Annotated in this window: 35 protein-coding genes and 1 riboswitch; of the genes, 19 read left to right on the top strand and 16 right to left on the bottom strand. The window is 63.8% G+C overall.

What is annotated here, in order from left to right; all coding sequences use genetic code 11:
- The first annotated feature begins 66 nt into the window (after positions 1–66).
- The 3 genes from AC0L2L_RS20525 (at position 67) to AC0L2L_RS20515 (ending at position 1292) form a co-directional block, all read left to right on the top strand.
- A complete protein-coding gene (locus tag AC0L2L_RS20525; RefSeq protein WP_473580655.1) occupies positions 67–390 on the top strand; it encodes a DUF2934 domain-containing protein in 324 nt (107 codons plus the stop codon).
- 105 nt (positions 391–495) lie between these two features.
- Positions 496–810 (top strand): ArsR/SmtB family transcription factor, encoded by a 315-nt coding sequence (locus AC0L2L_RS20520; protein ID WP_473580653.1) that lies wholly within the window; start codon positions 496–498, stop codon positions 808–810.
- On the top strand, positions 807–1292 hold the full coding sequence (locus AC0L2L_RS20515; RefSeq protein WP_473580651.1) for an SRPBCC family protein: 486 nt from the start codon (positions 807–809) through the stop codon (positions 1290–1292). The genes AC0L2L_RS20520 and AC0L2L_RS20515 overlap by 4 nt, the downstream gene beginning before the upstream one ends.
- Positions 1293–1521: 229 nt before the next feature.
- Here the strand turns inward: AC0L2L_RS20515 and arsC are convergent, their stop codons facing one another.
- Genes arsC through AC0L2L_RS20500 form a run of 3 tightly spaced genes read right to left on the bottom strand, consistent with a single transcriptional unit; the run spans position 1522 to position 3049 of the window.
- Positions 1522–1980, bottom strand: coding sequence for an arsenate reductase (glutaredoxin) (arsC, locus tag AC0L2L_RS20510; protein WP_473580650.1), 459 nt, complete (start codon positions 1978–1980; stop codon positions 1522–1524).
- Positions 1977–2669, bottom strand: coding sequence for an aquaporin (locus AC0L2L_RS20505; RefSeq protein WP_473580734.1), 693 nt, complete (start codon positions 2667–2669; stop codon positions 1977–1979). Before AC0L2L_RS20505 ends, arsC begins: the two co-directional genes overlap by 4 nt.
- Before the next feature lie 29 nt (positions 2670–2698).
- On the bottom strand, positions 2699–3049 hold the full coding sequence (locus tag AC0L2L_RS20500; protein ID WP_473580648.1) for an ArsR/SmtB family transcription factor: 351 nt from the start codon (positions 3047–3049) through the stop codon (positions 2699–2701).
- Positions 3050–3489: 440 nt separating this feature from the next.
- Between AC0L2L_RS20500 and AC0L2L_RS20495 the strand changes: the two genes are divergently transcribed.
- Positions 3490–3957 (top strand): methyltransferase family protein, encoded by a 468-nt coding sequence (locus tag AC0L2L_RS20495; protein WP_473580646.1) that lies wholly within the window; start codon positions 3490–3492, stop codon positions 3955–3957.
- A 3-nt stretch (positions 3958–3960) separates the two neighbouring features.
- Here the strand turns inward: AC0L2L_RS20495 and AC0L2L_RS20490 are convergent, their stop codons facing one another.
- Together AC0L2L_RS20490 and AC0L2L_RS20485 are read right to left on the bottom strand one after the other, a co-directional pair.
- Positions 3961–4233, bottom strand: coding sequence for a PilZ domain-containing protein (locus AC0L2L_RS20490; protein ID WP_473580645.1), 273 nt, complete (start codon positions 4231–4233; stop codon positions 3961–3963).
- Positions 4234–4396: 163 nt separating this feature from the next.
- Entirely contained in the window at positions 4397–4966 is a 570-nt protein-coding gene (locus tag AC0L2L_RS20485) for a histidine phosphatase family protein (protein WP_473580643.1), read from the bottom strand.
- Positions 4967–5049: 83 nt separating this feature from the next.
- Positions 5050–5193: riboswitch (adenosylcobalamin (AdoCbl) riboswitch) on the top strand.
- On the opposite strand from AC0L2L_RS20485, the gene AC0L2L_RS20480 reads away from it, so the two are divergent.
- The 3 genes from AC0L2L_RS20480 to AC0L2L_RS20470 all read left to right on the top strand — a co-directional run bounded on the left by AC0L2L_RS20480 (position 5194) and on the right by AC0L2L_RS20470 (position 6911).
- Complete coding sequence (locus AC0L2L_RS20480; RefSeq protein WP_473580641.1) at positions 5194–5403, top strand: CbtB domain-containing protein; 210 nt, start codon at positions 5194–5196, stop codon at positions 5401–5403.
- A 104-nt stretch (positions 5404–5507) separates the two neighbouring features.
- Positions 5508–6248: a CbtA family protein gene (locus AC0L2L_RS20475; protein ID WP_473580640.1), complete on the top strand. Its 741-nt coding sequence runs from the start codon at positions 5508–5510 to the stop codon at positions 6246–6248.
- A gap of 159 nt (positions 6249–6407) precedes the next feature.
- Positions 6408–6911, top strand: coding sequence for a hypothetical protein (locus AC0L2L_RS20470; RefSeq protein WP_473580638.1), 504 nt, complete (start codon positions 6408–6410; stop codon positions 6909–6911).
- Between the two features lie 51 nt (positions 6912–6962).
- Here the strand turns inward: AC0L2L_RS20470 and AC0L2L_RS20465 are convergent, their stop codons facing one another.
- Entirely contained in the window at positions 6963–7595 is a 633-nt protein-coding gene (locus AC0L2L_RS20465) for a TetR/AcrR family transcriptional regulator (RefSeq protein ID WP_473580635.1), read from the bottom strand.
- 101 nt (positions 7596–7696) lie between these two features.
- Between AC0L2L_RS20465 and AC0L2L_RS20460 the strand changes: the two genes are divergently transcribed.
- Together AC0L2L_RS20460 and AC0L2L_RS20455 are read left to right on the top strand one after the other, a co-directional pair.
- A complete protein-coding gene (locus AC0L2L_RS20460; protein ID WP_473580634.1) occupies positions 7697–8101 on the top strand; it encodes a VOC family protein in 405 nt (134 codons plus the stop codon).
- A gap of 358 nt (positions 8102–8459) precedes the next feature.
- On the top strand, positions 8460–9356 hold the full coding sequence (locus tag AC0L2L_RS20455; RefSeq protein WP_473580632.1) for a DUF1259 domain-containing protein: 897 nt from the start codon (positions 8460–8462) through the stop codon (positions 9354–9356).
- 60 nt (positions 9357–9416) lie between these two features.
- On the opposite strand, the gene AC0L2L_RS20450 is transcribed toward AC0L2L_RS20455, so the two are convergent.
- From AC0L2L_RS20450 to AC0L2L_RS20435, 4 genes are all read right to left on the bottom strand, one after another.
- Positions 9417–10748 carry a cation diffusion facilitator family transporter gene (locus AC0L2L_RS20450; RefSeq protein WP_473580630.1) on the bottom strand — a complete coding sequence of 444 codons (1332 nt, stop codon included), beginning with the start codon at positions 10746–10748 and terminating at the stop codon, positions 9417–9419.
- A gap of 7 nt (positions 10749–10755) precedes the next feature.
- Entirely contained in the window at positions 10756–11013 is a 258-nt protein-coding gene (locus tag AC0L2L_RS20445) for a metal-sensing transcriptional repressor (protein ID WP_473580628.1), read from the bottom strand.
- A 239-nt stretch (positions 11014–11252) separates the two neighbouring features.
- The gene (locus tag AC0L2L_RS20440) at positions 11253–11546 is read right to left on the bottom strand and encodes a type II toxin-antitoxin system RelE/ParE family toxin (RefSeq protein WP_473580627.1); all 294 of its coding nucleotides are present in this window, start codon (positions 11544–11546) and stop codon (positions 11253–11255) included.
- Positions 11543–11785, bottom strand: coding sequence for a CopG family ribbon-helix-helix protein (locus AC0L2L_RS20435; RefSeq protein ID WP_473580732.1), 243 nt, complete (start codon positions 11783–11785; stop codon positions 11543–11545). The genes AC0L2L_RS20440 and AC0L2L_RS20435 overlap by 4 nt, the downstream gene beginning before the upstream one ends.
- Before the next feature lie 299 nt (positions 11786–12084).
- On the opposite strand from AC0L2L_RS20435, the gene AC0L2L_RS20430 reads away from it, so the two are divergent.
- Positions 12085–12420, top strand: coding sequence for a hypothetical protein (locus AC0L2L_RS20430; protein ID WP_473580625.1), 336 nt, complete (start codon positions 12085–12087; stop codon positions 12418–12420).
- Positions 12421–12568: 148 nt separating this feature from the next.
- Here the strand turns inward: AC0L2L_RS20430 and AC0L2L_RS20425 are convergent, their stop codons facing one another.
- Entirely contained in the window at positions 12569–12718 is a 150-nt protein-coding gene (locus tag AC0L2L_RS20425; protein ID WP_095770090.1) for a hypothetical protein, read from the bottom strand.
- Positions 12719–12962: 244 nt separating this feature from the next.
- Here AC0L2L_RS20425 and AC0L2L_RS20420 point away from each other — a divergent pair, with 244 nt between their 5' ends.
- Together AC0L2L_RS20420 and AC0L2L_RS20415 are read left to right on the top strand one after the other, a co-directional pair.
- On the top strand, positions 12963–13145 hold the full coding sequence (locus tag AC0L2L_RS20420) for a hypothetical protein (RefSeq protein WP_036258067.1): 183 nt from the start codon (positions 12963–12965) through the stop codon (positions 13143–13145).
- A gap of 61 nt (positions 13146–13206) precedes the next feature.
- Positions 13207–13587, top strand: coding sequence for a YkvA family protein (locus AC0L2L_RS20415; protein WP_473580623.1), 381 nt, complete (start codon positions 13207–13209; stop codon positions 13585–13587).
- A gap of 45 nt (positions 13588–13632) precedes the next feature.
- Here the strand turns inward: AC0L2L_RS20415 and AC0L2L_RS20410 are convergent, their stop codons facing one another.
- Complete coding sequence (locus AC0L2L_RS20410) at positions 13633–13959, bottom strand: excalibur calcium-binding domain-containing protein (RefSeq protein ID WP_473580621.1); 327 nt, start codon at positions 13957–13959, stop codon at positions 13633–13635.
- A 124-nt stretch (positions 13960–14083) separates the two neighbouring features.
- Between AC0L2L_RS20410 and AC0L2L_RS20405 the strand changes: the two genes are divergently transcribed.
- Positions 14084–14245 carry a hypothetical protein gene (locus AC0L2L_RS20405; RefSeq protein ID WP_473580620.1) on the top strand — a complete coding sequence of 54 codons (162 nt, stop codon included), beginning with the start codon at positions 14084–14086 and terminating at the stop codon, positions 14243–14245.
- A 21-nt stretch (positions 14246–14266) separates the two neighbouring features.
- On the opposite strand, the gene AC0L2L_RS20400 is transcribed toward AC0L2L_RS20405, so the two are convergent.
- Positions 14267–14419, bottom strand: a complete 153-nt coding sequence (locus AC0L2L_RS20400) for a hypothetical protein (protein ID WP_473580619.1) — start codon at positions 14417–14419, stop codon at positions 14267–14269.
- Positions 14420–15259: 840 nt separating this feature from the next.
- Between AC0L2L_RS20400 and AC0L2L_RS20395 the strand changes: the two genes are divergently transcribed.
- Both AC0L2L_RS20395 and AC0L2L_RS20390 read left to right on the top strand, forming a co-directional pair.
- Positions 15260–16657: a sensor histidine kinase gene (locus tag AC0L2L_RS20395; protein WP_473580617.1), complete on the top strand. Its 1398-nt coding sequence runs from the start codon at positions 15260–15262 to the stop codon at positions 16655–16657.
- Positions 16654–17298, top strand: a complete 645-nt coding sequence (locus AC0L2L_RS20390) for a response regulator (protein WP_027165707.1) — start codon at positions 16654–16656, stop codon at positions 17296–17298. The genes AC0L2L_RS20395 and AC0L2L_RS20390 overlap by 4 nt, the downstream gene beginning before the upstream one ends.
- Positions 17299–17455: 157 nt before the next feature.
- Here AC0L2L_RS20390 and AC0L2L_RS20385 read toward each other — a convergent pair whose 3' ends face one another.
- From AC0L2L_RS20385 to AC0L2L_RS20375, 3 genes are all read right to left on the bottom strand, one after another.
- Positions 17456–17962 carry a hypothetical protein gene (locus tag AC0L2L_RS20385; protein WP_473580615.1) on the bottom strand — a complete coding sequence of 169 codons (507 nt, stop codon included), beginning with the start codon at positions 17960–17962 and terminating at the stop codon, positions 17456–17458.
- A 483-nt stretch (positions 17963–18445) separates the two neighbouring features.
- The gene (locus tag AC0L2L_RS20380) at positions 18446–18964 is read right to left on the bottom strand and encodes a hypothetical protein (RefSeq protein WP_473580613.1); all 519 of its coding nucleotides are present in this window, start codon (positions 18962–18964) and stop codon (positions 18446–18448) included.
- A gap of 273 nt (positions 18965–19237) precedes the next feature.
- On the bottom strand, positions 19238–20122 hold the full coding sequence (locus tag AC0L2L_RS20375; protein ID WP_473580611.1) for an EamA family transporter: 885 nt from the start codon (positions 20120–20122) through the stop codon (positions 19238–19240).
- 640 nt (positions 20123–20762) lie between these two features.
- Here AC0L2L_RS20375 and AC0L2L_RS20370 point away from each other — a divergent pair.
- The 4 genes from AC0L2L_RS20370 to AC0L2L_RS20355 are packed head-to-tail and all read left to right on the top strand — an operon-like array spanning position 20763 to position 25808.
- Positions 20763–21905, top strand: a complete 1143-nt coding sequence (locus tag AC0L2L_RS20370) for an acyltransferase family protein (protein WP_473580609.1) — start codon at positions 20763–20765, stop codon at positions 21903–21905.
- On the top strand, positions 21902–23011 hold the full coding sequence (locus tag AC0L2L_RS20365) for a glycosyltransferase family 2 protein (protein ID WP_473580607.1): 1110 nt from the start codon (positions 21902–21904) through the stop codon (positions 23009–23011). Before AC0L2L_RS20370 ends, AC0L2L_RS20365 begins: the two co-directional genes overlap by 4 nt.
- Complete coding sequence (locus AC0L2L_RS20360) at positions 23008–24039, top strand: glycosyltransferase family 2 protein (protein WP_473580605.1); 1032 nt, start codon at positions 23008–23010, stop codon at positions 24037–24039. The genes AC0L2L_RS20365 and AC0L2L_RS20360 overlap by 4 nt, the downstream gene beginning before the upstream one ends.
- Entirely contained in the window at positions 24036–25808 is a 1773-nt protein-coding gene (locus tag AC0L2L_RS20355; protein WP_473580603.1) for an ABC transporter ATP-binding protein, read from the top strand. Before AC0L2L_RS20360 ends, AC0L2L_RS20355 begins: the two co-directional genes overlap by 4 nt.
- The last annotated feature ends 54 nt before the right edge of the window (positions 25809–25862 follow it).

Genomic DNA, 25862 nt, shown 5'->3' with positions numbered 1-25862 from the left:
GCTGCGCGCATCGCGGATCGTTCCGCCCTGTCCTGCGTTCTTGTGACACGTAAGGAGGAAACGGCAATGGACGACGATCGGACCGAGAAGATCAGGCAACGTGCCTATGAGATCTTTCAGCGCGAGGGCGGCATCCTTGGCAATCACGAACGGCATTGGCACCAGGCGGAGATGGAGATCGACCGCGAAGCGGCGCTGCCGCTGACTGCGGACGATGCGCTGCCCGAAACGCGCGAGATCGACAGCGCGGATGTGCTGACGGTGGAGGCGCTTGCCATGCGCACCGGCATTTCGGGCGACGAGGCGCAGGAACTGCTCGACCGGCTGGGCAACGACCGCGCGGCGATCGAGCAAGCGGCACGGAGCCTGCAGGCAAAGCGGCGGAGCTGATCCGCCGACAAAGCTCAGGCGGCGGAATTCGATTGGCCGCCAGCCGCCGCCATACTCCCTTCCGGGTTGACAGGAAAAACTCATCGCTCTAATTTCGCGTTAGTGATGACTAACGCGAAATACTGGACAGCGCTCGGCGATACGACACGGCGCACGATCTTCGAACTGCTGGTCGACCGTCCCAGTTCGGTCAGCGGGCTCGCCAACGTGCTGCCCGTGACGCGGCCGGCGGTCTCTCAGCACTTGAAGGTGCTCAAGGATGCCGGGCTGGTGGCCGACACGCGCTCCGGCAAGGAGCGCATCTACCGGATCGACCCGGATGGCCTCGCGGCGTTCCGGGCGGAAATCGACCAGTTCTGGATGAAGACGCTCGCGGCCTACAAGCTGGCTGTCGAAAAACCGACAAAGGACGAGCCATGATCAAGCAACCCGGACCCGCCCCCGTAAAACATTCCGTCGTTGTCGAGGCGCCGATCGCGCGCGCCTTCAAGGTATTCACCGAGGACTTCGGCAGCATCAAGCCGCGCGAGCATAATCTGCTCGCCGTCCCGATCGCCGAGACCATTTTCGAACGACGGGCCGGCGGTCACGTCTACGACCGCGGCGTCGACGGCAGCGAGTGCCGCTGGGCCCGGGTGCTGGCTTACGATCCGCCGAACCGGCTGCTTCTGAGCTGGGACATCAGCCCGCGCTGGCAGATCGAAACCGACCTCGCCAGGACGAGCGAGTGGGAGGTCCGCTTCACGGCCGAGGCTGAAAACCGGACCCGGGTCGACATCGAGCACCGCCATATCGAACGGCATGGCCAGGGCTGGGAAGGCGTGCGCGGCAGCGTCGACAGCGATCAGGGCTGGCCGCTCTACCTGCAGCGGTTCCAGGAGCTTTTTGCCCGGGCGGCCTGACAGTAGCGCCCCGTACTGAAGAGCCTGTTGCGTTCGCTTCACAGAAATCTCGCATCCGCGAGATTGTTCATGTCCGTGTTACAAGCTCTCATTGTACTTGCATATCGACCTTCTGGTCCGGAGAGGCATGGCGATGAGGTGGAAAGCCGCGGCGGCATTTTCCCTGGTGATGTCGATAGCTGGGACAATGTGCAGCCAGGCGCTGGCCTGGGGGCCAGGAAGGGCATGCTCAACGAGACGCTGGCGGCGGACAAGTAGGCGGCGCAGACGCCCCACTCAAATCTGTCCGTATGTAGGCAACCTTCTCGCCATCCTCCTTGACGAATTCGCGCACCGGATTGTCCAGAAGCGGCAGCACCGCTTCCGATGGTCGGCAGAGCCTCGTGCCCTTCGGTGTTTCGACGATCGGCCGGTTGATGAGGATCGGATGGGCGAGCATGAAGTCGATCAGCTCGTCATCGCTCCATTTCGGGTCGGCGAGGCCGAGCTCGGCGTAAGGCGTTCCCTTCTCGCGCAGCAGCGCGCGCGGGGCGATGCCCATCGCGCCGATCAGTTCGAGCAGCCGTTCGCGGCTTGGCGGCGTCTTCAGATACTCGATCACGACGGGATCTTCGCCGCTGGCGCGGATCATGGCGAGCGTGTTGCGGGAAGTGCCGCAATCGGGGTTGTGGTAGATCGTGACCGTCATGGCTCTGCTTTCAAAGGTTGCTGGATGATCGCGGGCCGCAGCAGCCAGCCCATCAACGCAAGCGCGATCAAGGCGCCGAGCAGCTCGGCTATGATGAAGCCGGGCAGATCGAGCGGCCTGATGCCGGAAAAAGTGTCGGTCAGCGAACGCGCCAGCGCGACGGCTGGATTGGCGAAGGACGTGGACGCCGTGAACCAATAGGCGGCGGTAATGTAGAGTCCGACCAGCCACGGCACGGCCCGCCGCTCGAAGCGCAGGCCGGCGAGAATGACAGCGACAAGGCCGAATGTCGCGACAATCTCCGAGAACCATTGCGCCGGTCCGGCGCGCAGCTTCGTTGCGACTTCCAGAACCGGCAGGCCGAACATGAGATGCGCGCCGATGGTGCCGGCGATGCCGCCGATGAATTGCGCGGCGAGATAGGCCGGCAGATCGCGGGCCTGCAGCGATCGATTCAAACACAAGACGAGCGAGACGGCCGGATTGAAATGCGCGCCGGAGACCGGCCCGAGGATGGTGATCAACACCACCAGCATGGCGCCGGTCGCGAGCGTGTTGCCGAGCAGCGCCAGCGCCGTGTCATGCGTCAGCGTCTCGGCCATGATGCCGGAGCCGACCACCGTTGCCACCAGCAGGTCGGTGCCAAGGGCTTCGGCGGCGACGCGGCGCGGCAGATCGAAGGTGTTCATCGGTTGACCTTGGGCAGCGGACTTGACGGTCATTGCCGGGTCCTCTCGCCCGGCTGGCAGCAAGGCGCGGCAAGCGCCGGCGCGCAGATTTCCGGACGGCCCGAGCAGCAATCCTCCATCAGGAACCGGATCAGCCCGGACAGCGCGTCGTATTCGGCGCTGTAGACGATCGAGCGGGCATCACGCCTCGCAGTTATGAGGCCGGCGCGCTCCAGTTCCTTGAGATGGAAGCTGACATTGGAGGGCGAGACTTCGACTTGTTCGGCGAGCGAGCCGGCGGCAATGCCTTCCTGTCCGGCAACGACCAGCAGGCGCAGCAGGCGCAGGCGTGTGTCCTGCGACAGCGCGCCAAAGGCGATCAGGGCCTGACGTTCGTCCACGTTTCAACAATCCTTGAAATGTTGAAATGAGGAATAGCCGACATGCCCCCTTCCGACAATCGGAAAAATGTCGTGCCGATGGAACCCCTCCGACCTGACCATCGGCAACCTGCTGGGCGCGCTGGCCAGCCGTGCCGCGGAGCGAGCCGCTGCTGACCCAGTGAACGGCGCCGCGCGCCGCCGCTGTCTCAGAACCGGATCATGCCATTGGCCCGCAACAGGTAGTGGCCCACCAGAGCGATGGCGATCAGGGCCACCCAGACGGCTGCCCTGCTCATGCACGAAATCCCTGTTGATCAACGGCACTGAACGCGCGCCGCGGTTGCGTTCCAAATAGGCGCGCGGTTGCACACCGTTTCAGGCTGGATCAACTCACGAATTGCTGCACCGAGCGCGTCCGTGCATAATACCGTCGGCGGCGCTTGGTCGAGGCCGGCGAAATGGACGACAAAGCTGACAATCCGGGCGTCGCGGTGTTCCCGCCGCTGCTCTTTCTCGTGGTGCTGATCATAATGCTGGCGCTACGCTACATCTGGCCGCTTAGGATCGGAGGCCGGCCACTCACCATCGTGCTGGGCATAGCGCTGGCGGCACTTGCGATTGCGATCATTGCCTGGGGACGCTCCGTGATGTTGCGCGGCGGCACCAATGTGAACCCGACGCTGCCAGCCACCGCGATCATCACCGGCGGCCCGTTCGGCTTCACCCGCAATCCGCTCTATGTCGGCCTGATGGGGCTGCTGCTCGGGATCGGGCTCCTCTTCGACAGCTGGTGGGCCGTCGTGGCCGTCATCGTGAGCTTCCCCGTCCTGCATTATGGCGTGGTGCTGCGCGAGGAAGCCTATCTGGAGCGTAAGTTCGGCGAACCCTACAGGGCCTACAAAGCGAGCGTGCGACGCTATCTCTGAGCGTCAGTCCTTCAGCTCATTGCTGTAGAGCGCCACGCCGATGCGGTCGTTGCGCCGCCACCGCACCAAGGCACGATAAGTCGTATCGTCGGCTGGAACCTCGAGCAGGAAGCGCTCCGGGATGTCCACATCGGCAGCGACGCGCAATTCCGCGCCATGGTGGTGCTGATTCCTGACCGAGCAGCCGATCCTGACGCCACCGGCAATGATCGTGGCGTCCTTGAGCACGAATTCACGCGCATGAAGACGGCGCTCGGTTTCGGGATAATCGGCCATATCCGGCGGCTCCTCGGGCGGGGTTCTCCTCGCCACGGAAGAGCATCGTAGCAACAAGGCGTTTCCGTTCCGTTAGCGGTCTCTGAAACGACGAGCCTGATATCCCCGGCGGACCGTGCCGAAGCTTGGCAGGTCATCCGACGGATCTGTCACGCTTGAGTGTTCAGCCAGCGACGACGCCGCTCGCATGCAGCACCCAGCGGCGGCCGTCGCTACGGAACTCGGTGATCGACAGCGGCTCGATGTCGACCTTCCAGACCGAGGACAGCGGCGCGCCCAGCACATGCACCATGGCGGCACGGATCGGCACGGCATGCGTCACCGCGATGGTGTGGCCGCTCTCGCCGGCCAGGCGGTCCACCAGCGCGGCGCCGCGCCGGGCGACGGCGGCAAGCGATTCGCCGCCATGGGGTGCCGCGTCCGGATCGGAAAGCCAGGCCGCCATGCCTTCCGGGTCCTCGGCCTGCACCTCCTCGAAGCTCTTGCCGGCCCAACGCGCGAAATCCTGCTCGGCAAGCAGCGGCTCGACCGTCGCGTCAAGGCCAAGCGCCTCGGCCGTCTGGCGCGCGGCAAGCGCCGGACTTGTCCAGACGCGGTCGGCGCGGCGCAGCGAAGCGGCCAGCGAGGCGGCGCGGCCGAGGGCCCGCGGCTCCAGCGCCTCGTCGCCCGGAAACCGGCCCTTGCGCGCGGCCAGCGTCGCCCTGCTTGCGATCATCGTCAGGCGGGCGAGCATGAAAAACTCCGTGGCACAGTGAAATTAAGCCCCACGAAGCCGTGCCGGCCATTACAATTCGTTGACAGGCGAACGAAGTGCTGACAAGTGTTTTAGCGCGATACGGGATTGGAAGCCGGTGCGAGTCCGGCACGGTCGCGCCACTGTGATCGGCACCAGCCGAAAGTCAGGCCTTATCCCGCAGCATTGTTCGATCAACGGGACGCAGTATCCCACGGGAGGTCAAAATGTCCGACACCACCTTCGCCACCACCTACGGTCCGGTGCCGATTCCGGTTCGCGAGCTTCTGCCCTGGGCCATCTTCGGTGGGCTGCTGCTGATGCTGGCGATCTATTTCATCGGTGCGGAAGAAGGCGCGACGTCGCTGATCCGCGGCATGTATGTGCACGAATTCGTGCATGACGGCCGCCACCTGCTCGGCTTTCCCTGCCACTAAGGCGGTTCAGCGAAAGTTGAACTCGCTTTCGATTCTGGTCTAACGCAATTCCGGACGGAAAACCGCTACGCTGTTTTCCTGGGATTGCTTGAAGGGATTCTGACATGGTCGGAAAACTTTTGCTGCGCGGCATGCTTGTCGGGCTGGTTGCGGGGATTCTGGCATTCGCCTTCGCCCGCGTCTATGGCGAGCCGCAGGTCGACAAGGCAATCGCCTACGAGGAACAGCAGGCCCAGGCGGCCGGCGAGGCGCCGGAGCCCGAGATGGTCAGCCGCGCCGTGCAGGCCGGCATTGGCCTGGCAACCGGCGTGCTGGTCTATGGCGCCGCGCTCGGCGGGCTGTTCTCGCTGGTCTTCGCTTACGCTTACGGCCGCTTGGGCTCGCTCGGCCCACGCGGCACCTCGGCGCTGCTGGCGCTGCTAGGCTTCCTTGCCGTGATCGTGGTTCCCAGCCTCAAATATCCGGCGAACCCGCCGGCGGTCGGCAATCCTGAAACGATCGGCTACCGCACCGAGCTGTTCTTCATCATGATCGTGATCTCGATCGCGGCGATGGTGGCGGCAGTGGGTTTGGCGCAGCGGCTGTGGAATAGGCTCGGCGCCTGGAACGCCTCGATCGCAGCAGGGCTCGCCTTCCTCGTGGTCTTCGCGCTGGTGAAAGCAGCACTTCCCGACATCAACGAAGTGCCGGAAAACTTCTCGGCGAGTGTGCTGTGGCAGTTCCGCGTCGCTTCGCTCGGCATCCAACTCGTGCTGTGGACCGTTGTCGGACTGGGCTTCGGCGCGGTTGTCGAGCGCGTGGTCGCGGTGCGCGATCAGCGCGGCCCGGCACGCCGCTACGCTTGAACTCCGATGCGTTGGCTGCCACGGTTCCTCGCCCTGGCGGCTAGCTTCCTTTTGGCGGCTGCACTGCCGGTCTTACTGGCGGCACCGGCGCAAGCGCATAGCGGATCCTCCGCCCCGCCTCCCCCCGGCGTCCAGATCCCCAGTCTCACGCATGGCCAGATGGCTGTCATTGCACGCTACCGCGGCGATATCCTGGACCTGGCCCAGCGCCAGACCGTGACCGACCCGACGTTCAGGCGGCTCTACAATCACGGCAACCTGCAATTCACCTACTGCCTGTGGGGCCTGATGCCGGGGAGCCTTGGCGACGAAGAGAGCCCGTTCAACGAATGCAGCCATGCCTATCTGGCCGCCGCCAAGGCGCTGCTCACCCATATGGCGACGATGCCCTCGGCTGCGCGTGACGCGAAGGCCCTGATCTCCGACATCGATGCAGACATGGTGCGCAGCGGCGCGTCCTGGATCCTGTGCCAGTTCAGCGGCGAGAGTTTCAGCACCGGCGCGGTCGTCGAGCCCAGATGGCGGGACATGTTTTTCCACCTGCCGAGCCTCGCCGTGCTGCTTGCAACGATAGCGGCGCTCATCGCCGCCGCATGGTCGATCTTCGGCGCGAGACGCGCACGCGGCTTGACTGACTCAGGCCGACTGATCTCCTTAAGATAACAGGCGACGTAGCGCGGCTCGTTGTGCTCCGCAGAGCGCCAAGCAGCGCGCCTACTTCGAGCGCACACCATAGGCGGCAAGGAACGCTTCGACCGAGGCATCGGCGTGCCGCTCAAGGTCGGCTTTCGAGCGCGGGTTGCTTCCGGTGAACATGGCTTCGTTCATCGGGATCCAAAGCAGCATTCCAAACAAATGGCTGGCCGCCAAACGGGGATCATCGGTCTGCAACAGGCCTCGGCTGGTGAGCTTTTGAAAGCACGCCGCCACCGAGGCAAGCATGCGCTCAAAACCTTTATCGTACCAACTGCGGCCAAGCTGCGGCATCCGATCGGCGTTGGCGATAATCAGACGCCGCAGCTTCAGCAACTCGTCGTTCATCAGCGTCGTGGTCAATCGCCGGGCAAGCTGCTGCAGGCCGCCTTCCAGGAATTTCGCCTCGGAAAGCAGCGCCGTCACGGACTCGACAACGTCGTTGGCCTGAGACGCGGTGGACTCCACGACTTCGCTGAAAAGCGTCTCCTTGTCCGTGAAATGCTTGTAGACCGTCTGCTTGGAAGCGCATGCCCTGGTGGCGATCTCCTCCATGCTGGTCCCATCATAACCCTTGGCGATGAACGCGGCCGTCGCCGCCTCGATGATTTCCCGATCCTTGCGAGCCGATCTGGTCTCAACATCAATTTTCATAGCGCCTCTCGATCAGTACTAGACGGTACCGTTCCCGCGTGATAGCTGTCCAGAGTACTAGACTGACTAGTACCGGTCAACGAACTGGAGGATTCAAACCGATGACTCAAATGCTCTTCCTCAATCTGCCGGTGAGCAATCTGCAAGCAGCGACCAAGTTTTATCTCGCGGTCGGGGGCACGCTCAACCCGCAATTCTCGAATGATCAGGCCAGCTCGATCATGTTCTCCGAATCGATCGGAGTCATGTTGCTGACGCACCAGCACTACAGCCAGTTCACGGCCCGGCCGATCGGCGACGCGAAGCGCGAGAGCCAGATGCTGATCGCGCTGACCGTCGATAGCAAAGAAGCGGTCAACGCGGTAATCGAGAAAGGCGTTGCGGCAGGCGGCCGCGCCGATCCCAATCCGGTGCAGGATCTCGGTTTCATGTTCAACCGCCACATCGAAGATCCGGATGGCAATGTCTGGGAGTTCCTGTGGATGAATCCCGCAGCCATGCAATAGACCGTCTGGGCATCCCCGATGCCGGAATCACACCACGGAAGCGACGGGCACCCGCCCCGTCGCTCTCATGTCCGGGCAATGCCGCCGTCGTCCTCGACCAGCCTTGACATCCCGGTGTCCGCCCAGCCTGCACCTGCCGAGCCTCGCCCTGCTGCTTGCCGCGATAGCGGCGCTCATCGCCGCCGCATGGTCGATCTTCGGCGCGCCGCGTATCCGTATAGCCACGGCGGAGGGGCTGACGCGACAAAGCCGACGGCCAAACCCACCAGGCATGCATCACAATTCTGCGAGCGCGTTGGTATTTCGGAGCGGCAGACGTTTTCCATTTGGGCACCTGGGCTGAACACAGGAGCAGATCATGCATGGAAAAATCATAGCCGGCCTCGCGTTTGCAGCCTCCCTTGGATTTGTCCAGCCTTCCCTTGCCGCACCTGACTGGAAGGCGGTGGCGCAGGCGCTCGGGAAATCTGGCGCAGAGGTACCAGGAGGCGTCTACCGCATCGGGCTGCCTCGTTCGGACCTGAAAGTCACTCTCGACGGAGTGCAACTCAAACCGGCCTTGGCGCTCGGCTCGTGGCTCGCATTCAAACCCATGGGCGATCACGACGCCATGGTGATGGGCGATCTCGTGTTGACCGAATCCGAGATCAGCCCGGTGATGATGAAAATGATTGAAAGCGGCATCGAGGTCACCGCGCTCCACAATCACCTGCAGAGGGCGCAACCGGAGACGATGTACATGCATGTTCTGGGGCATGGCGATCCGGAAAAGTTGGCTGCCGCGCTGCATTCGGCATTGCAGCAAAGCGGAACACCGCTCTCAGACGCACCGGCGAACGCTGCCGCTGCTTCGAAGACTGATCTCGATACGTCGATCATTGACCAAGCGCTCGGCCACAAAGGCAAGGTCAATGGCGGTGTCTATCAGGTCAACATCCCGCGCGCAGAGTCTATCAAGGATGACGGCATGGAAGTGCCGGACGCAATGGGCTCCGCGATTGCCATCAACTTCCAGCCGACCGGGAGCGGCAAGGCAGCGATCACCGGAGATTTCGTTCTGATCGCCTCTGAAGTGAATCCGGTGCTGCGAGCCTTACGGGAAAGCGGGATAGAGGTGACCGCCGTGCACAACCACATGCTCGACGATCAACCCCGGCTGTTCTTCATGCATTTCTGGGCAAATGACGACGTGGGGAAGTTGACCAAAGGGCTGAAGCTGGCGCTCGATCAAGTACATCTCAAGACGGGCAGCTAGTCTTGAGATGCTCGGCCACCGCCAGGTAGATTTCACGCTGATAATCGAACAGTCCCTGTATCATCCATGCACATGCTCGTCGTGGTGATGCCCTTCCGGCTCCGCCATGGCGAAAGGTAGATCCTCGCTGTCGGGACCGGCCGCCAATTGCAGCCTGGCGCTGAATTCATGCGGTTCGGCCGGTGCGACCAGGCTTTGCAGATAGTGATGGTCGCCGCCGACCGGAGACAGCGGCAGGCTTTCGACAGCCCCGCCGGCGCGTTCGATGGCGACGTTTGCCCGCAGGCCCTCGGCGTGACGCGAGAGCCGCAACCGCATGCGCTCGCCCTGTGGCGTATCGACGATTTCGAGCAGCCCGCTGGCGAGCTTGCCCGATACCAGGAACGGGTCAGGCACGTGATGATGCCCGCCCTCCGTCTCCGGCTCGGCAAAGCGCACCGTGGCGACGTCGAGCGCGGGAATATGCGCGAAGAGTTCGGTCTTCAGCGACGCGGCGATGTTGTTCGCGGCAGCAAGCAGCAGCCCATCATTGACCGCAATCTCCACATCGACATGCAGCTTGTGGCCAAGCCAGCGGGCCTTCGCGTCGACCATCTTTTCGATCCCCGCAACATGTTCGGCGGCATGATGAACCTCATCGACAAGCCCCGGCTCCACGCCATCCAGCATGCGCGTCAGCACCGAGCGCGCCGACTGCCAGACGATGCCGAAGATGGCGACGGTGATGAGCAGGCCGATGACCGGGTCGGCGAGCGGATAGCCAAGCCAGACGCCGATCGCGCCGATGACGACGGCAAGGCTGGTGAGCCCGTCCGTGCGCGCGTGGCAGCCGTCGGCGATCAGGGCCGCGCTGTTGATCTGGCGACCGACGCGGATGCGGAATACGGCCACCGCCTCATTGCCGAGGAAGCCGATGATGCCGGCTGCGGCAAGCCAGCCGAGGAACTGGACCGGCTGCGGGTTGAACAGGCGATTGACCGCCTCATATCCGGCGACGAGCGCGCTCGCCAGGATGATGAGCACGATGACTAGGCCGGCAAGGTCCTCGACCCGGCCAAGGCCGTAGGTGAAAATACGGGTCGGCTTGCACCGCGCCAGCACGAAAGCGATCCAAAGCGGTATGGCCGTGGTCGCGTCGGCGATATTGTGGATGGTGTCGGCGAGCAGCGCCACGCTGCCCGAAACCACGACGACGGCGATCTGCAGAGCGGCCGTTATAGCCAGGATGACGAACGACCATTTGATCGCCCAGATGCCGCGATCGGTGGTGGCGATGGTCGCATCGATCACACCATGGGTGTGGCCGTGCGGCCCGTGACGGTCGTGGCCGTTTCCGCCATGATCATGTCCGTGCGGACCGAAGCCGAGCCAGTCCAGAACTTTTTCCCACATCGCCGCCTCACAGATATTTGGTGAGCTGCTTCAGCTCCTTGAGCGTGTCCCTCGTCGGCTCGCCACCTTCGACAAGGCAATGCTCCATATGGTCGTGGATCAGCTCCCGCTTGGCGTTGCCGACGGCGCTTTCGACGGCATGGAGCTGTTGCGCGAGGTCGAGGCAGGAGCGGCCCTGTTCGAACATGGCGAGCACGGCGGCAAGATGGCCGTGCGCACGCTTGAGCCGGACGATGATATCGGGGTGGGAGCTGTGTATTGTCATGCCGATATCCTATCCTCCAGGGTAGGATGGTGCAAATGGCCAATGCGTACCGCAAGCGGACAGAATTCAATTCTCATTCATACCTGACACCCAGTCGGCGCTGACCACCAGGGAAATCGATGTCGCCGAGGGCGTTTGGCGAGCCGTCAACTACAGGACCGGCACGCTGCGCTTCCCCCGTGGGGGGCCGGGTGCGGTCGCCCTGCCGCGGGCTGCGTAAGGGCTTCGGAGCCGCGCTCCTACAATTTGTCGGGCCAGCGTTGGGCGCCGTGCATGACAGTCACGACCTCAACCGCCGAGGCCGTGACGCGATAGGCGACAATGTAGGGAATATCGGCGAACACCAGTTCCCGGGTTCCTTTGATACGGCCGGGGCGCCCCATGCCCGGCTGCTCGCCGAGTTTGTCCACCGCCAAGACGATCCGCGCGATGACCCGGCTGGCAGCGCCCGGATTGTCCTTGTGGATGTGACCGCCAATCTGGTCCACCCGCAAGGTCGCCCTGCGGGTCCAGCGGACGATGCGGCGGCTCATGAACTGGGCTTGACGTATTTGGCGACAACGCTGGCGAGTTCGTCCGGGCCGGCGAAGTCACCGGCGTCTGCCTCGGCAAGCCCGGCCTCGATTTCGGCCAATTGCCATTCCTGGCGGGCAACATATTCCTCGATCGCTTCGGCTGCCGTGTAGGATCGGGATCGATCCATCTTCAGCGCGATCTCTTCCAGCTTTTTTGCTATGTCGTCGGACACGCGGACTGTAAAGGCGGCCACGATGAACTCCTTTGGTTCATATTGATTTTGGAAGAACCTTTTCGATCCGTCAAGGTTCAGGGTGACCCGCAAAACCTTGGCCGCCTCCCGGTCTGATCAAGTCCTTTCTCGCTTCCCAAAGGCAGCGCCTCCGCGTGCGACATTGCGGCCGGATTTTCTGCAGCCGCGGGGGTCAAGCCCTCGCGGCGACAGGCAATCCAGGGCAACCAAATGCTTGTTTTCGCGTTTATTTCAGCGGCTGCTGGCGCTCATCAGCCGGCTTCGTCGGGCGAGGAACCGCGCGGAGCTGAAAGGAGATCGCAATGACACGCCCGGCAGTGGAGATAGGTGACCGCGTGGCTGTCATCGCCACGGTGGTCGAACGTGTCGGCGACCGCGTGACGCTGGAACTCGAGAGCAATGCCCATCGCTATTCAATGGTCGAGCCCAATGCCAAGCCAGGCGACAAGCTCAGACTCGAGGGCGAAGTGGTCCATGTCGACGAGGGTCTTGGACGCACGACTGTGCAGGTGCTGGGGCGCGTGACCGTCGACACCAAGTCGGTCGAGATGGTGACGAGACGTTGCGACCTCGACCATATCGGCTCAAACGTGCCTGACAATCCTCGCCCGCGCACCCAGCCGAGACCGCACGGGTGAAACCAGGACCGCAATCCTTCCCGCCTGCAACGGTGACCGCTCCTAAAGCGCGTTACGTTGAAACGGATTCAATCGACGCGCTTTAAAGTCTTTGTTTTTGATGCATGTCGGCCCCCCAAAACCGCTGCGCACTTTTGGGCGACATGCATTAGTGACGCTTGAAATACTGCACTTCGCGTTCGTGCTTTTCAGCGGCTTCGCGCGATTTGAAGGTACCGAGATTGCGGCGCTTGCCGGTTCTCGGATCGACTTTGCGCGAATAGAGGCGGTATTCGCCGGATTTCAGTTTGCGGATCATGGCGCCCTCCTGTGCGAGCCAGGACTCTAACCCGCCGGGGCCGTCGCGGGTTCCGGGCAGACCATTTCGGCAGCTCCCGGCAGAGAACAAAAACGCCGCTGTCGGTGAACCATTTCACGGACGCAAACGACCCAATGTCGGAATCGACATCGTAGCGACACGATTGAGTCGGATTATTTGTATTCAAATGACTTTCGCGACGTTATGCGAACGTTGCTGGTGTGCCGGATCTGAGGAGGGTGAGATGGTGACGGCGAAGCTTCACGGCGTTGAACTCGTCAGGGGCCAGAAGTGGACGGTGCGCGTCACCGCCTACGGCACCACGCTCATTTTCCCCTTTGAAGCCGAGCAGTATGCACGCTCCTATGCCGATGGCCAGGCCTTCCGTCTCGGTGTCGAGGTTGTCGAACTGAAAGACTGCGCCTGAAGAGGCCCAGCCGGTGATCGCCAGTGGTCTGACGACCCGCACAGCCGTATATAATAGGCGCATGTCGGCTCTCGCCTCGGCAAAGCAATGGGCGCGCGGAATCAAGCGTGATGTAGTGGCGCTGTGGATTGCCGCCCGTGATCCGCGCGTGCCCTGGTATGCAAAGGCCACCGCGGGCGCCGTCGCGGCCTATGCGCTGAGCCCCATCGATCTCATCCCGGACTTCATCCCGATCGTCGGCTACCTGGACGACCTGCTGATCGTGCCGGTCGGCATCATGCTCGCGGTCAAGCTTGTGCCGGTCAACCTGATGCAGGAATTCCGCGAAGAGGCTACGCGCCGCGAGAAACCGGTCAGCAGGGCCGGTCTCGCCTTCATGATCGCGCTCTGGGCGCTGGCGGCGCTGGCGCTCGCTTGGTTGTTCTGGCCGAAGACGGCCTAGATGCCAGCTTCGAGTTCGATTGGGCTCGACCCAACTGCATATGCGTCAGTAGCGGTGCACTCTCACACCGCTCCCGCTTGAGCGATACCAGCGCTCGCAGGCGATGCCGTCATGGTCGGCATCATGCGTCGGCCAGTAGCCGGGCTGTCCAGCACGCGCCGGAGCGAGGCTGACCAAGCGGGCTGTGGCGCAGTTGGGAAAGGCTGCGAGATGGCGCAGCAGCGACCAGGGCGAAGTGAAGTGGATGCCAATCGAGCCGTAGACGATGTAGACAGAAAGGAGGATGAACGGCGCGCCGAGCGCCATCCATTTCCATCTACCCAGCCGGCGGCGCTGATAGGCCGACGGCCAATGGAAAAACGGCAGGAACAACCCGCCCCCCTCACTGATAATCCAGCATTAAATTAGCAATCTCTTGTGTTTGACGCAAATCAGGATCATGCTTGTCGAGAGCGCGAAACGACATGCGCAACGGGTGGGTCAAAGGGGGTCCGGCTTGATGGAGTTTGCAGTCTGCTACGACCACAGCGGGTTCGATCTGGCGTGGTCGATCTTCCTCGATGTCACGGCCTTCTTTGCGCTGATGACGCCATTGGCGATCGCGCGGCTGGTCGAGATATCGCGAGAGGATGCCGTAGCCGAATTGCAGGCCGCGTGAAGGGCTGAAAGCCGCCGAGTTCTAGCCCTCGCCATCGACCTCTCGGATCGACAGGTCGCGGAGCAGCGCCGAACAGTCGATCTCCTCCTGGAAACGCGCCTGCGGATCGAACACCAGCCACGAAGCGTGGGTGCGAAGGTTTTTCAGCCTGGAATTCTTTTGCGCGCGCGCCAAGCGCTCGGCCTCCACAGTCGAGGCCTGAAAAGACCTTTCGGCCTTGTGATGGTGAGGAGCCCTCGGCATCACCGCAAAAACGCGCTTGCCCGGCCTTCGTTCCGTCGAAATGGAGGGATCGGGTGCCTCCCCGCCTTATTCATCACGGGTTCCGCGGTCGGCGGCTGGATGACCGAGCAACGGCGCGTTGCAATGATCGGTATGGGCCACGACTGCCGGCATGGCATCGCGCCACTTCCCTCGGCACCGTGGCTCACGCCATATCGAGCATGGGAAGGCAGTTGGGGTAGCCCGGCTTGCCTTGGCGGCAAAAGAGTACGGCTCTTTGACAGGCAAGCCGGGCTAAAGCGACGACCATTGGGTTTCCTTGGGGGGAGGCCGACGCAGGGACAGAGTGTCCGTTTCCAGCTACGCTCGCAATTGTGGCTGAGGTCTTATGCAGCAGCGCAAAGGTCCGAGCGGGTCCGCCGCTATATATTCGTATCTACAACGACGGATGAAAAGACAGGACCGACCACCGCAGCTGCGGCGTGTCGCTATATTCCGTGGGGCATATATCTTTTGCTCTGGACCCAGGGCTCGATTGGTGGTTGTGTCGGCGTTGCGAAAAATGATCCCGTGAATTCAGGTGGCAACCGGCCCGCGTCTTCCCCGTCGACAGGAGTGGCGCGGGCTTTACTTCTAAGAATGAGGACGCTCGTTGCGAATCCGGGCCTGCCCGCCGGCGTACGCGAACCCAACCGCCGGCCATTAACCTTCCCCACGGGCACGGACCAAGGTCGGTGTCGCAATTGCCTCCCCTCACCTATACTCTCGCTGACGGGTGGGTGAATGGTGCCGATGTTTGGGAGGTATTTAAAACGACTTGCACGAGTCTGGAGTGGGCTCTCGCTGGCCTGGCAGTTCGTGATCGCGGGCGGCATCGGCCTTCTGGCCGTGATGCTCGTGGTCGGGCTGTGGGTGACATCGCAGATCCGTGACGGCGTCTTGCACAATTCCGCCGCCACCACCGCACTCTATGTCGACAGCGTGATCGCCCCTCTGCTGCCCGACATGCGCAAGAGCCAGGAGCTCGACGACACCGTCAAGCGGGCGCTGGACGAGACGCTGGGCCAGGGCGCGCTCGGGAAGAGGCTGGTCTCGTTCAAGCTGTGGCGGCGCGACGGAACGATCCTCTACTCGAAGGACGCCGACCTCATCGGCAGGCAGGTCAAGCCCAACGCCAACCTCCTCGCCGCTTTCGCCGGCAATGTCATGGTCAAATACAATAGGCTCGAAGACGAGGAAGACGACAAGGAACGGTCGATGGGCATGCCGCTGCTGGAAATCTACAACCCGGTGCGCGAGCCCTGGTCGGGCGAGGTCGTGGCCGTCACCGAATTCTACGAATTGTCCGGCGATTTCGAGGAGTCCCTGCACTCCGCCCTGTTGTGGAGCTGGCTGGTGGTGGCGGCCGCCACGGCGGCGGCGCTTGCCCTGCTCTCGGGCATCGTTTTCCGCGGCAGCCGCACCATCGTCACGCAGCAGGAAGCGCTCGAGGCCAAGGTTTCCGAATTGCAGGCGGCGCTGGCGCAGAACTCGTCGCTGCGTCAGCGCGTTCAGCGCGCCTCGCGCCGCGCCACCGCCCTCAACGAGCGGTATCTGAGGCGCATCGGGGCCGACCTGCATGACGGGCCGGCGCAACTGGTGGCGCTCGCCGCGCTGAGGATGGACAGCCCGGCGCTGGTCGATCCGGCCACATCGAGCACGCTGCGCGAAGCCGAGATCGCCGGCATACACAAGACGCTGGGCGAAGCGATGCGCGAGATACGCGGCATCTGCAACGGGCTGGTGCTGCCGCAGATCGAGGCGCAGGCCATTGCCGATATTTTGCGGCTGGCGGTAGCCGAGCATGAGCGCCGCACCACCACCAATGTGTTGCTAACGCTACCCGAGCGCTTGCCGGAACTCGGCACCTCGGAAAAGATCAGCATCTATCGCTTCGTGCAGGAAGGCCTGAACAACGCCTTCCGTCACGGCAAGGGCAAGGGCCAGCAGGTCAGAGCCACGACGAAGGGCGGCAAGCTCCTGGTCGAGGTGCTGGATACCGGCCCCGGTTTCGATCCGGCGCGAAGCGAAGGCCTTGGGCTTGCGGGCCTCAGGGAACGTATCGAAAGCATCGGGGGGCAGTTCGAAACGCTGACCGGCCCCGGAGGAACCAGACTGGTAATCACCTTGTCTGTCGAGGAGCAACCGTGAGCACATCCATCCGCATCGCAATAGTCGACGACCACCCACTGTTTCGCGAGGGCGTGGCGCGCAGCCTCGGCGAGATAGGCGGCTTCGAACTTGTTGGCGAAGGCGCCAGCGCCGAGGACGCCGAAAGACTGGTGCGCGCCAGCACGCCCGATATTCTCCTGCTCGACATCAGCATGCCGGGCGGCGGCCTCAACGCGCTCGGCGGCATCCTTTCAGCGGTGCCCGACCAGAAGGTCGTCATGCTGACGGTGTCGGAGACCAACGCCGACGTCGCCCACGCGCTGAAGGCGGGCGCACGCGGCTATGTGCTGAAGGGCGTCGGCTCCAAGGCGCTGGCCGAGATCCTGCGCGATGTCGCCAACGGCCAGAGCTATGTGTCGCCGAGCCTCTCGGCCAGGCTGCTTTCCGATCTTCTGCAGCCGACCGGCAGCAAGCCCGATCCGCTCGCCCAACTCACCACCCGCGAGGCCGAAATCCTGAAACTGGTCGGGGAAGGGCTGAGCAACAAGGAGGTCGCCGCCCGGCTGTCGCTGCAGGAAAAGACGGTCAAGCATCACATGACCAGGGTGCTCGCCAAGCTCAACGTGCGCAACCGCACCGAGGCGGCGCTGCTGATGCATGAGGCGAGGGAGAGGAATTAGGTGTTTTAGGCAGCAGGGAATAGGCAGTAGGCAGTAGAGAAACCACCTATTGCCTATTGCCTATTGCCTATTGCCTATTGCCTACAACAAATCACCCGCCTCAAGGGACGGGGGTGACGCGCGAGGGCGCCGAAAAAGGGGTAGCTCCTCCAGGCCCTCATAAGTTCAGCAGGCGCGAGACGTCCTCCTGCGTCGCCTGGCGGTCGATGATGGTGCGGCCTTGCGCGTCCGTCATCTCGAAGCGGCCGTTTTGGACTTGCTCCTTCATGCCGTTGCTATGGATGACGGTGATCTTGTCGCCATCGATAGACAGCGTGTCGCCGGTCGCCGCGTTGCTGAAGCTGTTCTTGCCAGCGGGATTGGTCTTGCCCTTGCCGCTGTTGTTGCCCGGGCCGGCATTGGGGTTGCCGCCGCCGGCGTTGCTGTTGCCGCTATTGCCGGAATTCGAGCCGCTGGCCGAGCCCGAATTCGACCCGCCGGCGGAACCCGAATTGCCGCCACTGCCATTGCCGCCATTGCCACCGTTGCCATTGCCGGCATAGGCGGCGGATACGAGCTTGGTCACGTTGTCCGGCCCCAAAAGACCGGGCGCGACGACAAGCGCCAGCGCGGCAGCGACGTGCAGCGTGAGGTGGGCTAGCCTTTTGCAAGCGGGTTGGGGCATTCCGTGCTTTTCCTACCGGTTCCACCTCGGCATGGGCCGAAGTTCCGCTCGCGGCACAAGCAAGGCGGAACCGGGCATTTCAACGGGGCAAGGATTCACATTCCGACAGAGCGACGAAAGCGGCCCACGACCCATGCCCCGGCCAGTCGGACCATTTCCACCGTCATGGCTGACCAACGTCGCAACCGGCAAGCCGCGGCCGGGGCTTAAAGCGTATCGCGTCGAAACCGATTCAGGCGACGTGCTTTAAGCCCTAGTTCTGATGCAAAGTCGTTCTCCCAAAACCGCTGCGCACTTTTGGGCGACATGCATTGAAAAAATTACCCCCGCACGGAGGCGGGGGTAAGGTGAGTAGCCAAGTTTTATCGAAAGACGATCAGGACCGCGGAGACGAAGCAAAAGGTGGCAACCTGATTTTGCAGCGCTGACCTTCGGTCCCTTAAGATCTAATCCCGATAAAACCTCGCTCTCACAAACTGCGTCTCACAAACTCTTCAGGCGATTGAGATCGGCCATGGTGGCCTTGCGGTCGACGATGGTGCGTCCGTATTTGTCTTCCATCCTGAACCGGCCGTTCTCGATCTGCTCCTTCATTCCGTTGCGGTGCGTGACCTGGATTCTGTTGCGAGTGGCCTCGACCTTGTCGCCGGTAAGGGCGTTCAAATGACTATCGACGTCCGCGGTGCTTGTCGCGCTGGCGCTATTGTTCTTGCCGCTGTTCCCTTTGTCGCCGCTGCTGTTCCCGTTTCCGTTGTCGCCGCCGCTGTTGCCGTTGCTTCCGCTATTACCGCCGCTATTACCGCTGTTGCCCCCGCTCCCGCCATTGCCGCCGCCGTTTCCACCACCATTGCCGCCGCCGTTGCCACCACCATTGCCGCCTTTGCCGGCATAGGCCTTGGCCACGACGGGACCATCGATGGAGAGACTGAAAGGCGCGACAACAAGCGCCAACGCAGTCAGCGCTTGCAAGGCCAGCCTGCAGCCCCTGCGCGATGCGCGCATTCCGCTCTCCCCATGCCAGCCCTTCAGCCCGTCGGCCGAACTACCCCACCGGCAATGTCGCAGCATAAGCATCCCCAATCCGCTCATCATAAGGAAGTGGCCCACGACCCTTGTCTTGTCCACTCGGACTTATTGCGACATCTTTCTAGGACCTAAGTCTTATTTCAACCAGCGGATGTAGCTGGACGTGGCCCCGCGCGGATCGATTTTTCCAGGCCGGGCAACCCTTTAGACGGGCAGCGGGGCGCTGGCGCACGACCAGCTTCAGAGGAGTCAGGCCGGCGAAGGCAGCGGGCGCCGCGCCACGACCGCCGTGCCGAAGGCGGCGGCAATGACGGCGGCGATGCCGGCGCATTGCGGCAGGTTGAGCTTCTCATGCAGGAACAGGAAGCCGGTCAATGCGCCGCCCGCCGGCTCCAGGCACACCAGCATGCCGTAGACCTTGGCCGGCATGCGGGCCAGCACCAGCATTTCCAGATAGAAGGGCAGCGCGCTGGAGAACAGGCCGACAACGGCGGCGCCCGCCATGATGTGCGGGTCGGCGAGATAGGGCTCGGCCGCGCTGAAGCCGAAAGGCAGCGCCAATACCGCGGCGATCGCCATGCCATAGGCGGAGGTGCGCACGCCGAGCTCGGCGCCGGCCTTCTGGGCGAAGATGATGTAGAGCCCCCAACAGGCGCCCGCAGCGAGCGCCAGCGCCACGCCCAGCGGATCGAGCCCTCGGCTGGCGTCGGCAAAAGGCGAGAGCAGCACGATGCCGGCGACGGCCAGCGCCACCCAGACGAGGTCGAGCAGGCGCCTGGAGCCGAGCATGGCGACGAACAGCGGCCCGGTGAATTCAAGCGCCACGCAGATGCCGAGCGGAATGCGCTGGAGCGCGGCATAGAAGAGCATGTTCATGGCGCAGACGGTGATGCCATAGGCGGCAAGCCAGGGCAGGCTTTTCCGCGAGGGCAGCACCTTCCATGGCCTGAGCACCACCGCAAGCATCAGCGCGCCGATGGCGAGCCTCAGCATCGTCGTGCCTTCCGACCCCAGCACCGGGAAAAGGCCCTTGGCAAAGGCGGCGCCGACCTGCACCGACAGGATCGCGCCGAGCAGGCCGAGGACGGGTAAGGCGCCCACAGCAGGAACTGAACTGACGGCCGGCGAGGACATGCATTCTTCTCCCTTATCCCGTCCTGGCGCGACGGGATCGATAGGGCTTACTGCGAGGCACGGCACCTGTCGTGAGGCAGCGAGAGACGGTCGGCTGGGACAAGGGATGGTTGCGCCGCAGACGCCGCCGGAACCCACCGAAGGAATACATTGCACTGCGGCAAGGTCGCTGCCGCAGCGCACAACACCTTGAACTTAAAGCGATTTTAGCCAAAAGTTCGCAATTTCTTTGAGTACAAACCTCAGCGCGCCGACGTTATCCTCAATACTCTATCGTTGGTTGCAGATATTACTTTAACATACTTCACTAATAATTACCCACACTCTCGGGACTAAAGTCCTATATACTTTAGGACCACAGGGGCATCTCCTAAAAAATTCGAGGGAATTCATAACGTTCCGCGCAATGATCACGATTTTGTTTCAATCGTGAAAGCATTGTGTGTTGCGCCGCAACATCGCGGCGACAATCGTTCGCGACAGGCATAGTGGAGGATTCCGTCATACACGTGACAATGGGCATTGCGCTGACCGCTGCCGACGATCAGCATTTCGGGTGCGGCAGGCGACGCTTGCCGGCAGGGCCTTGTGTCATCCCTCCTTCGCATAACGGGAGACATGCGGCCCGCGGAAGCCACTGATGGCCAAGACGCGCGACATCCAGCTTGATTCGCTGCGGGCCATTGCCGTGACGCTGGTGCTCTACTCGCATTTCTTCGCGCCCGGCGGCTCGTCCTTCGTCGGCCATCTCGGGGTCAGGCTGTTCTTCGTGCTCTCCGGCTTCCTGATCACCCGGCTTTTGCTGGAGGCGCGTGACGCCGCCCAATTCGAGGCCGGGCCGGCGCTGCGCTCCTTCTATGCCAGGCGCATGATCCGGATATTCCCGCCCTACTTCGCGGTGCTGGGACTCGTGTGGCTCGCCTCGGAACAATCCAGGGCCTCGTTCGCCTGGCATGCGCTCTACCTGTCGAATTTCTGGTATGCGCTGCACGACGACTGGACGCCCTGGCTGCTCTGCCAATTCTGGAGCCTCAGCATCGAGGAGCAGTTCTACCTCGCCTGGCCGCTGATCGTGCTTCTGGCGCCGCGCCGGCGCATCGAGGCGATCACCATTGGCGTCATCGCCTTCTCGCTCGCCTATCGGTTCTACTGGCCGATCACCGCCAACCCGGCGCTCGCCCGGGACCTGCTGCCGCCGGCTTCGATGGATGCGCTTGGTTGCGGCGCCCTGCTTGCCGTCCGCCGCGCCAGGGGCGTAGACGCGCCGCAATGGATGCGGCTTGTCTGGCCGGCCCTGGCGGCGATGTTCCTGTTCGTCGTCTGGTCCGATCCGGGGTCGGTGAATTCGGCCTGGGAATGGCCGCGCTGGGCGCTGGTGCAGGTGCTGCCGCTGGTACCGATGCTGGCAATCGTCGCCGCGTTCTCCAATGGCCTCGGCGGCACGCTGGGCAGGTTGGCCGAACTCCCCCCGCTGATGGGGCTTGGCCGCATTAGCTATGGCGTCTACCTCTATCATTCGATCCTTCTGGCCTGTGCGGTCAGGGCGCAGTCATGGATCCCGGTCAACGTCTCGGAACAGGGGCCGGGGCGGTTCCTCGTCGCGGGCGCCGCCACGCTGGTGGTCGCCTCGCTCTCCTGGGTGTTTTTCGAGAAGCCGCTCAACGGCCTCAAGCGCTATTTTCCCTATGTCGCGCCCTCGCGCCCACGCGGCGCGAGCGAGGCCCGCCGGTTTGGCGCGGCACCGGCGCTCGATCTGCGGCCGACGGACCGCAGCCGACCATGACAGCCGCGCCCCTCATCTCCGTGCTCTTGCCGGTCTACAATGCCGAGCCCTATGTGGCCGCTGCTATGCAGTCGATCCTGCAGCAGGACTACCGCCGGATCGAGGTCATCGCGATCGACGACGGATCGACCGACAAGTCGCTGGAGATCCTCGAACGCTGCCGCCGGGACGACAGCCGCATATCCATCATCTCACGGGAAAACCGCGGCCTCGTCGCCAGCCTCAACGAGGGACTGGCGATCGCGCGGGGCGAGCTCGTCGCGCGCATGGATGCCGACGACTTCGCCTATCCCTGGCGGCTGTCGCGGCAGGCGGCGCTGTTTGCCGCGCGGCCGGAGCTCGGCTTCTGCGGCGCGCTCGTGGATACGCTGCTGCACGGCCGCGTCGCCAAGGGCCGGCTCGATCCGGTGTTCCGTCTCAGCCTTCCCGTGCTGTCGAAGTTCTTCACCATCTTCATGCACCCGACGGTGGTCTACAACCGCAGGATCATCGACGAGGCCGATCTCCATTACGACGGCGCTTACCGGCATGCCGAGGATTTCGACCTCTTCCGGCGGCTCGCCGAGCGCTATCCGGCGGCGCTGATGCCGGAAAGCCTGCTGGTCTACCGCGTCCATCCCGGCAGCGTGACCAGCCGGCACGGCAAGGAGATGCGGCGCACGCATCTCAAGATTGTCGGCGAGAACCTCGCGCGCCTCGGGTTGGCGCAGGACTGCGAGGACCTGCGCGCCATCGGCGATCGCGTCTCCTTCGAGACCGTGCGCCGGGCGGCCGCCTTCATCCGCGCGCTGGAGGCGCGGATCGCCGCATTGCCTGATCCTGCGCGGCCGAGCTTCGAGGCCGGCGCGCTGAACCTGTTCTATTTCCTCTACCAGCTGGTCAACGACGAGGAGCGGCCAGCGCTGGCGCATGAATTGCTGACGCTGACGGGGAAATGGAACGCGATACGACGGCGCGAGAAATACGCGCTCGGCCCCGGCGCCTGGGCGCCCTGGCTGAGCCAGGCCTCGATGTGGGCGGGCAAACGCGCGGATTGGGTCGCCTACCGCTTCAAATCCACGCCAGCGGCGCCAGTGCTCGCGCCTTACAGGATGGGGGCTGCATGAACGCCGAGCGCCGTCCGTTGCTGCAGCACCTTCGCCCGGCCCTGCCCGTCCCTCCCTGGCCCAGACAGCGGCCGCAGGTCTCCTTCATCGTCTGCACACGCGACCGCCTCGCCGTGCTGGAGGCCTGCATCGATTCGATCCGCGCCGCCTGCCGGGCGCATCCGGCCTTCGCGGCCGAGCTGGTGGTGGTCGACAATGGCTCGCGCGATGGCACGGCCGAGTACCTGTCGGTGACCGCTGCTACCTCCGACATCGTGCTGACCGCAATCTGCGAGCCGCGGCGCGGACTGGCGGCGGCGCGCAATGCCGGGCTGGCGCAGGCGCGCGGGCGGGTGCTGGTGTTCGTCGACGACGACTGCAGGCTCGACCGCGGCTATCTCGTCGACCTCGAGCGGCATTATGCGAGCGGCGAGAGATGGCTGATCCGCGGCGGCCGCGTCGACATCGGCGACGCGCGCGACCTGCCCTTCACCGTCAAGCGCTGCGACAAGCGCGAGCGGCTGACGCCGGCCGTCCATCCCGGTGGCTTCGTGCTAGGCTGCAACATGACCATGCACCGAGAGGTCGCCGCCCGCATCGGCCCCTTCGACGAGCGCTTCGGCGCCGGCGGGGCGCTGCGCTCGGCCGAGGACACCGACTATCTGGTGCGGGCGATGCTTGCCGGCATGGCGGTGGAATACGTGCCCGACATGACGATCTTCCACCATCATGGCCGGCGCGACCGCGTGGCGATCGACCGGCTGCACCGCGACTATCATTTCGGCAACGGCGCGCTCTGCCTGAAGCATTTGCGCCGCGCGCCGTGGCTGCTGCGCCATTTCTACTGGGCGGTCCGGGCGGCCACGCGCGAACTCGTCGGCGGCCAGCGCTTCGACCAGGAGCTCAGCCTGTCGCACTGGCCGATCGTTGCCATGAACCTCGCGGGCGCGGCGAAATTCATGGCGCTCGTGCTCACCGGACGGTCGCAGCGGCAGGCACGGCCGAGCAAGGAGGCCACCGACGCCAGGGCGGAGGCCGGCGTGCGATGAGCGGGCGCCCGACGCTATCGATGCTACGCCATGCGCTCCACCGGCGGCAGTTCGGCCTGCTGCCGATCGTCGTCGTGCTTGGGCTTGCAAGTGCTGCGCTCGAAGGTTTCGGTATCGGGCTGATCATCCCACTGCTCGGCATCATCATGGGGCATGGCGACACCGCCGGCATGGCGGGCTTCTCGGCCCTGTTGCAGAAGGTCGGCGCGGGGCTTGGCGAGCGCGAGCGGCTGATCGCGATTGCGGCCGCGATCCTTGGTTCGATCCTGCTCAAGAACCTGCTCGCCTTCGCCAATTCGGTGCTCACCGCCCATATCTACGGCAAGGCCAGCCAGGCGATCCGCGGCGCGCTCGCCGAGCGGCTGCTCAGCGTCGGCTACCCTTTCTTCCTCAAGGAAAGCCCCGGGCGGTTGCTCAACATCATCTCCAGCGAATCCTGGCGCGCCTCCGACGCCATCCAGGCGATGCTGGGCTCGATCGTCAGCGCCTCGGCGGCGCTCATCCTGCTCGCCTTCCTGATGCTGCTCTCCTGGCAGATGACGCTGCTGGTGATGCTCGGGCTGGCGCTGGTGCAGATGGCGCATATGGCGCTGTCGGCGCATCTGCGGAAGCCTAGCCGCAGCGTCGCGGCGCGCAACAGCGCCCTCGCCTCACGGATGCTTCACCTCGTTCATGCCGGCCGCCTGATCCGCATCTTCGGGCAGGAGGCGCGCGAGAAGGCGGCATTCGAGGCGGCGTCGGACGGCGTGCGCCGGGCAGCCTTCCAGCTTTCCAACCGCCAGGGCGCGCTGGGACCGTTGACGGAGGTGCTGCACGCCATGCTGTTCCTGACGGTGGTGATTGGCGCCTGGCTCGCGGGCTTGAGCTTTCCGTTGGTCGCCGCCTTCCTGATCCTGCTTTACCGGCTGCAGCCGCATGTGCGGGCGCTGCAGATGACTTGGAGCCAGTTGCAAGGGCTTTCCGGCTCGCTGGAAGAGGTGACCTGGCTGCTCGACCCCGAGGGCAAGCCAGCGGCGCCGCAAGGCAGCAGGCCGTTCGCCGCCTTGAGCAAAAAAATCGCCTTCGAGGGCGTGAGCTTCAGCTATGCAAACGAAGAACAGCGAGCGGCGGTGCTGCACGCCGCGAGCTTCGACATCCGAAGCGGCCGCTCGACGGCGCTGATCGGCCGTTCCGGCGCCGGCAAGACGACCATCGTCAACCTGCTCTGCCGCTTTGTCGAGCCGGACGGGGGCCAGATCCTCGTCGACGGCACGGCGCTCGGCGAGATCGACCCGGTCGCATGGCGGGCGCACATTGCCTTGGCCAGCCAGGAGCTGGAGCTGGTGGACGGCACCATCCTCGACAACATAATCTACGGCAAGGACACGGCGAGCGTGCAAGAGGCGCGGCGCGCCGCCGAGCTCGCCGAGGCGCATGAATTCATCGAATGCCTGCCGCAAGCTTATGAAACCGTCGTCGGCTATCGCGGCGTCAACCTGTCGGCCGGACAAAGGCAGCGTATCGCGCTCGCCCGCGCCCTGCTTCGCGATCCCGACATACTGATCCTCGACGAGGCCACCAACGCGGTGGACGGGCTTTCGGAAGCGGCGATCGTGGAAACGCTGAAGTCGCGCGCCGGCCGCCGCACGACGATCGTCATCAGCCACCACCACTCGACGATCTCGTTCTGCGACGACCTGGTGATCCTCGATCATGGACGGGTGAAGAAGCAGGCGCCGTTCGCCGAGCTGGCAGCGCGCAGCATGGATGAGTTGTATCATCCGAAGTGAGATTGCGCTCAGCCGATTTCGCCAATCTCCGAGGCTGCAGGAGCGGCGCCGGCG

This window comes from Mesorhizobium sp. WSM4832 (assembly GCF_055811115.1).
This window is presented reverse-complemented; position numbering and strand designations above follow the sequence as displayed.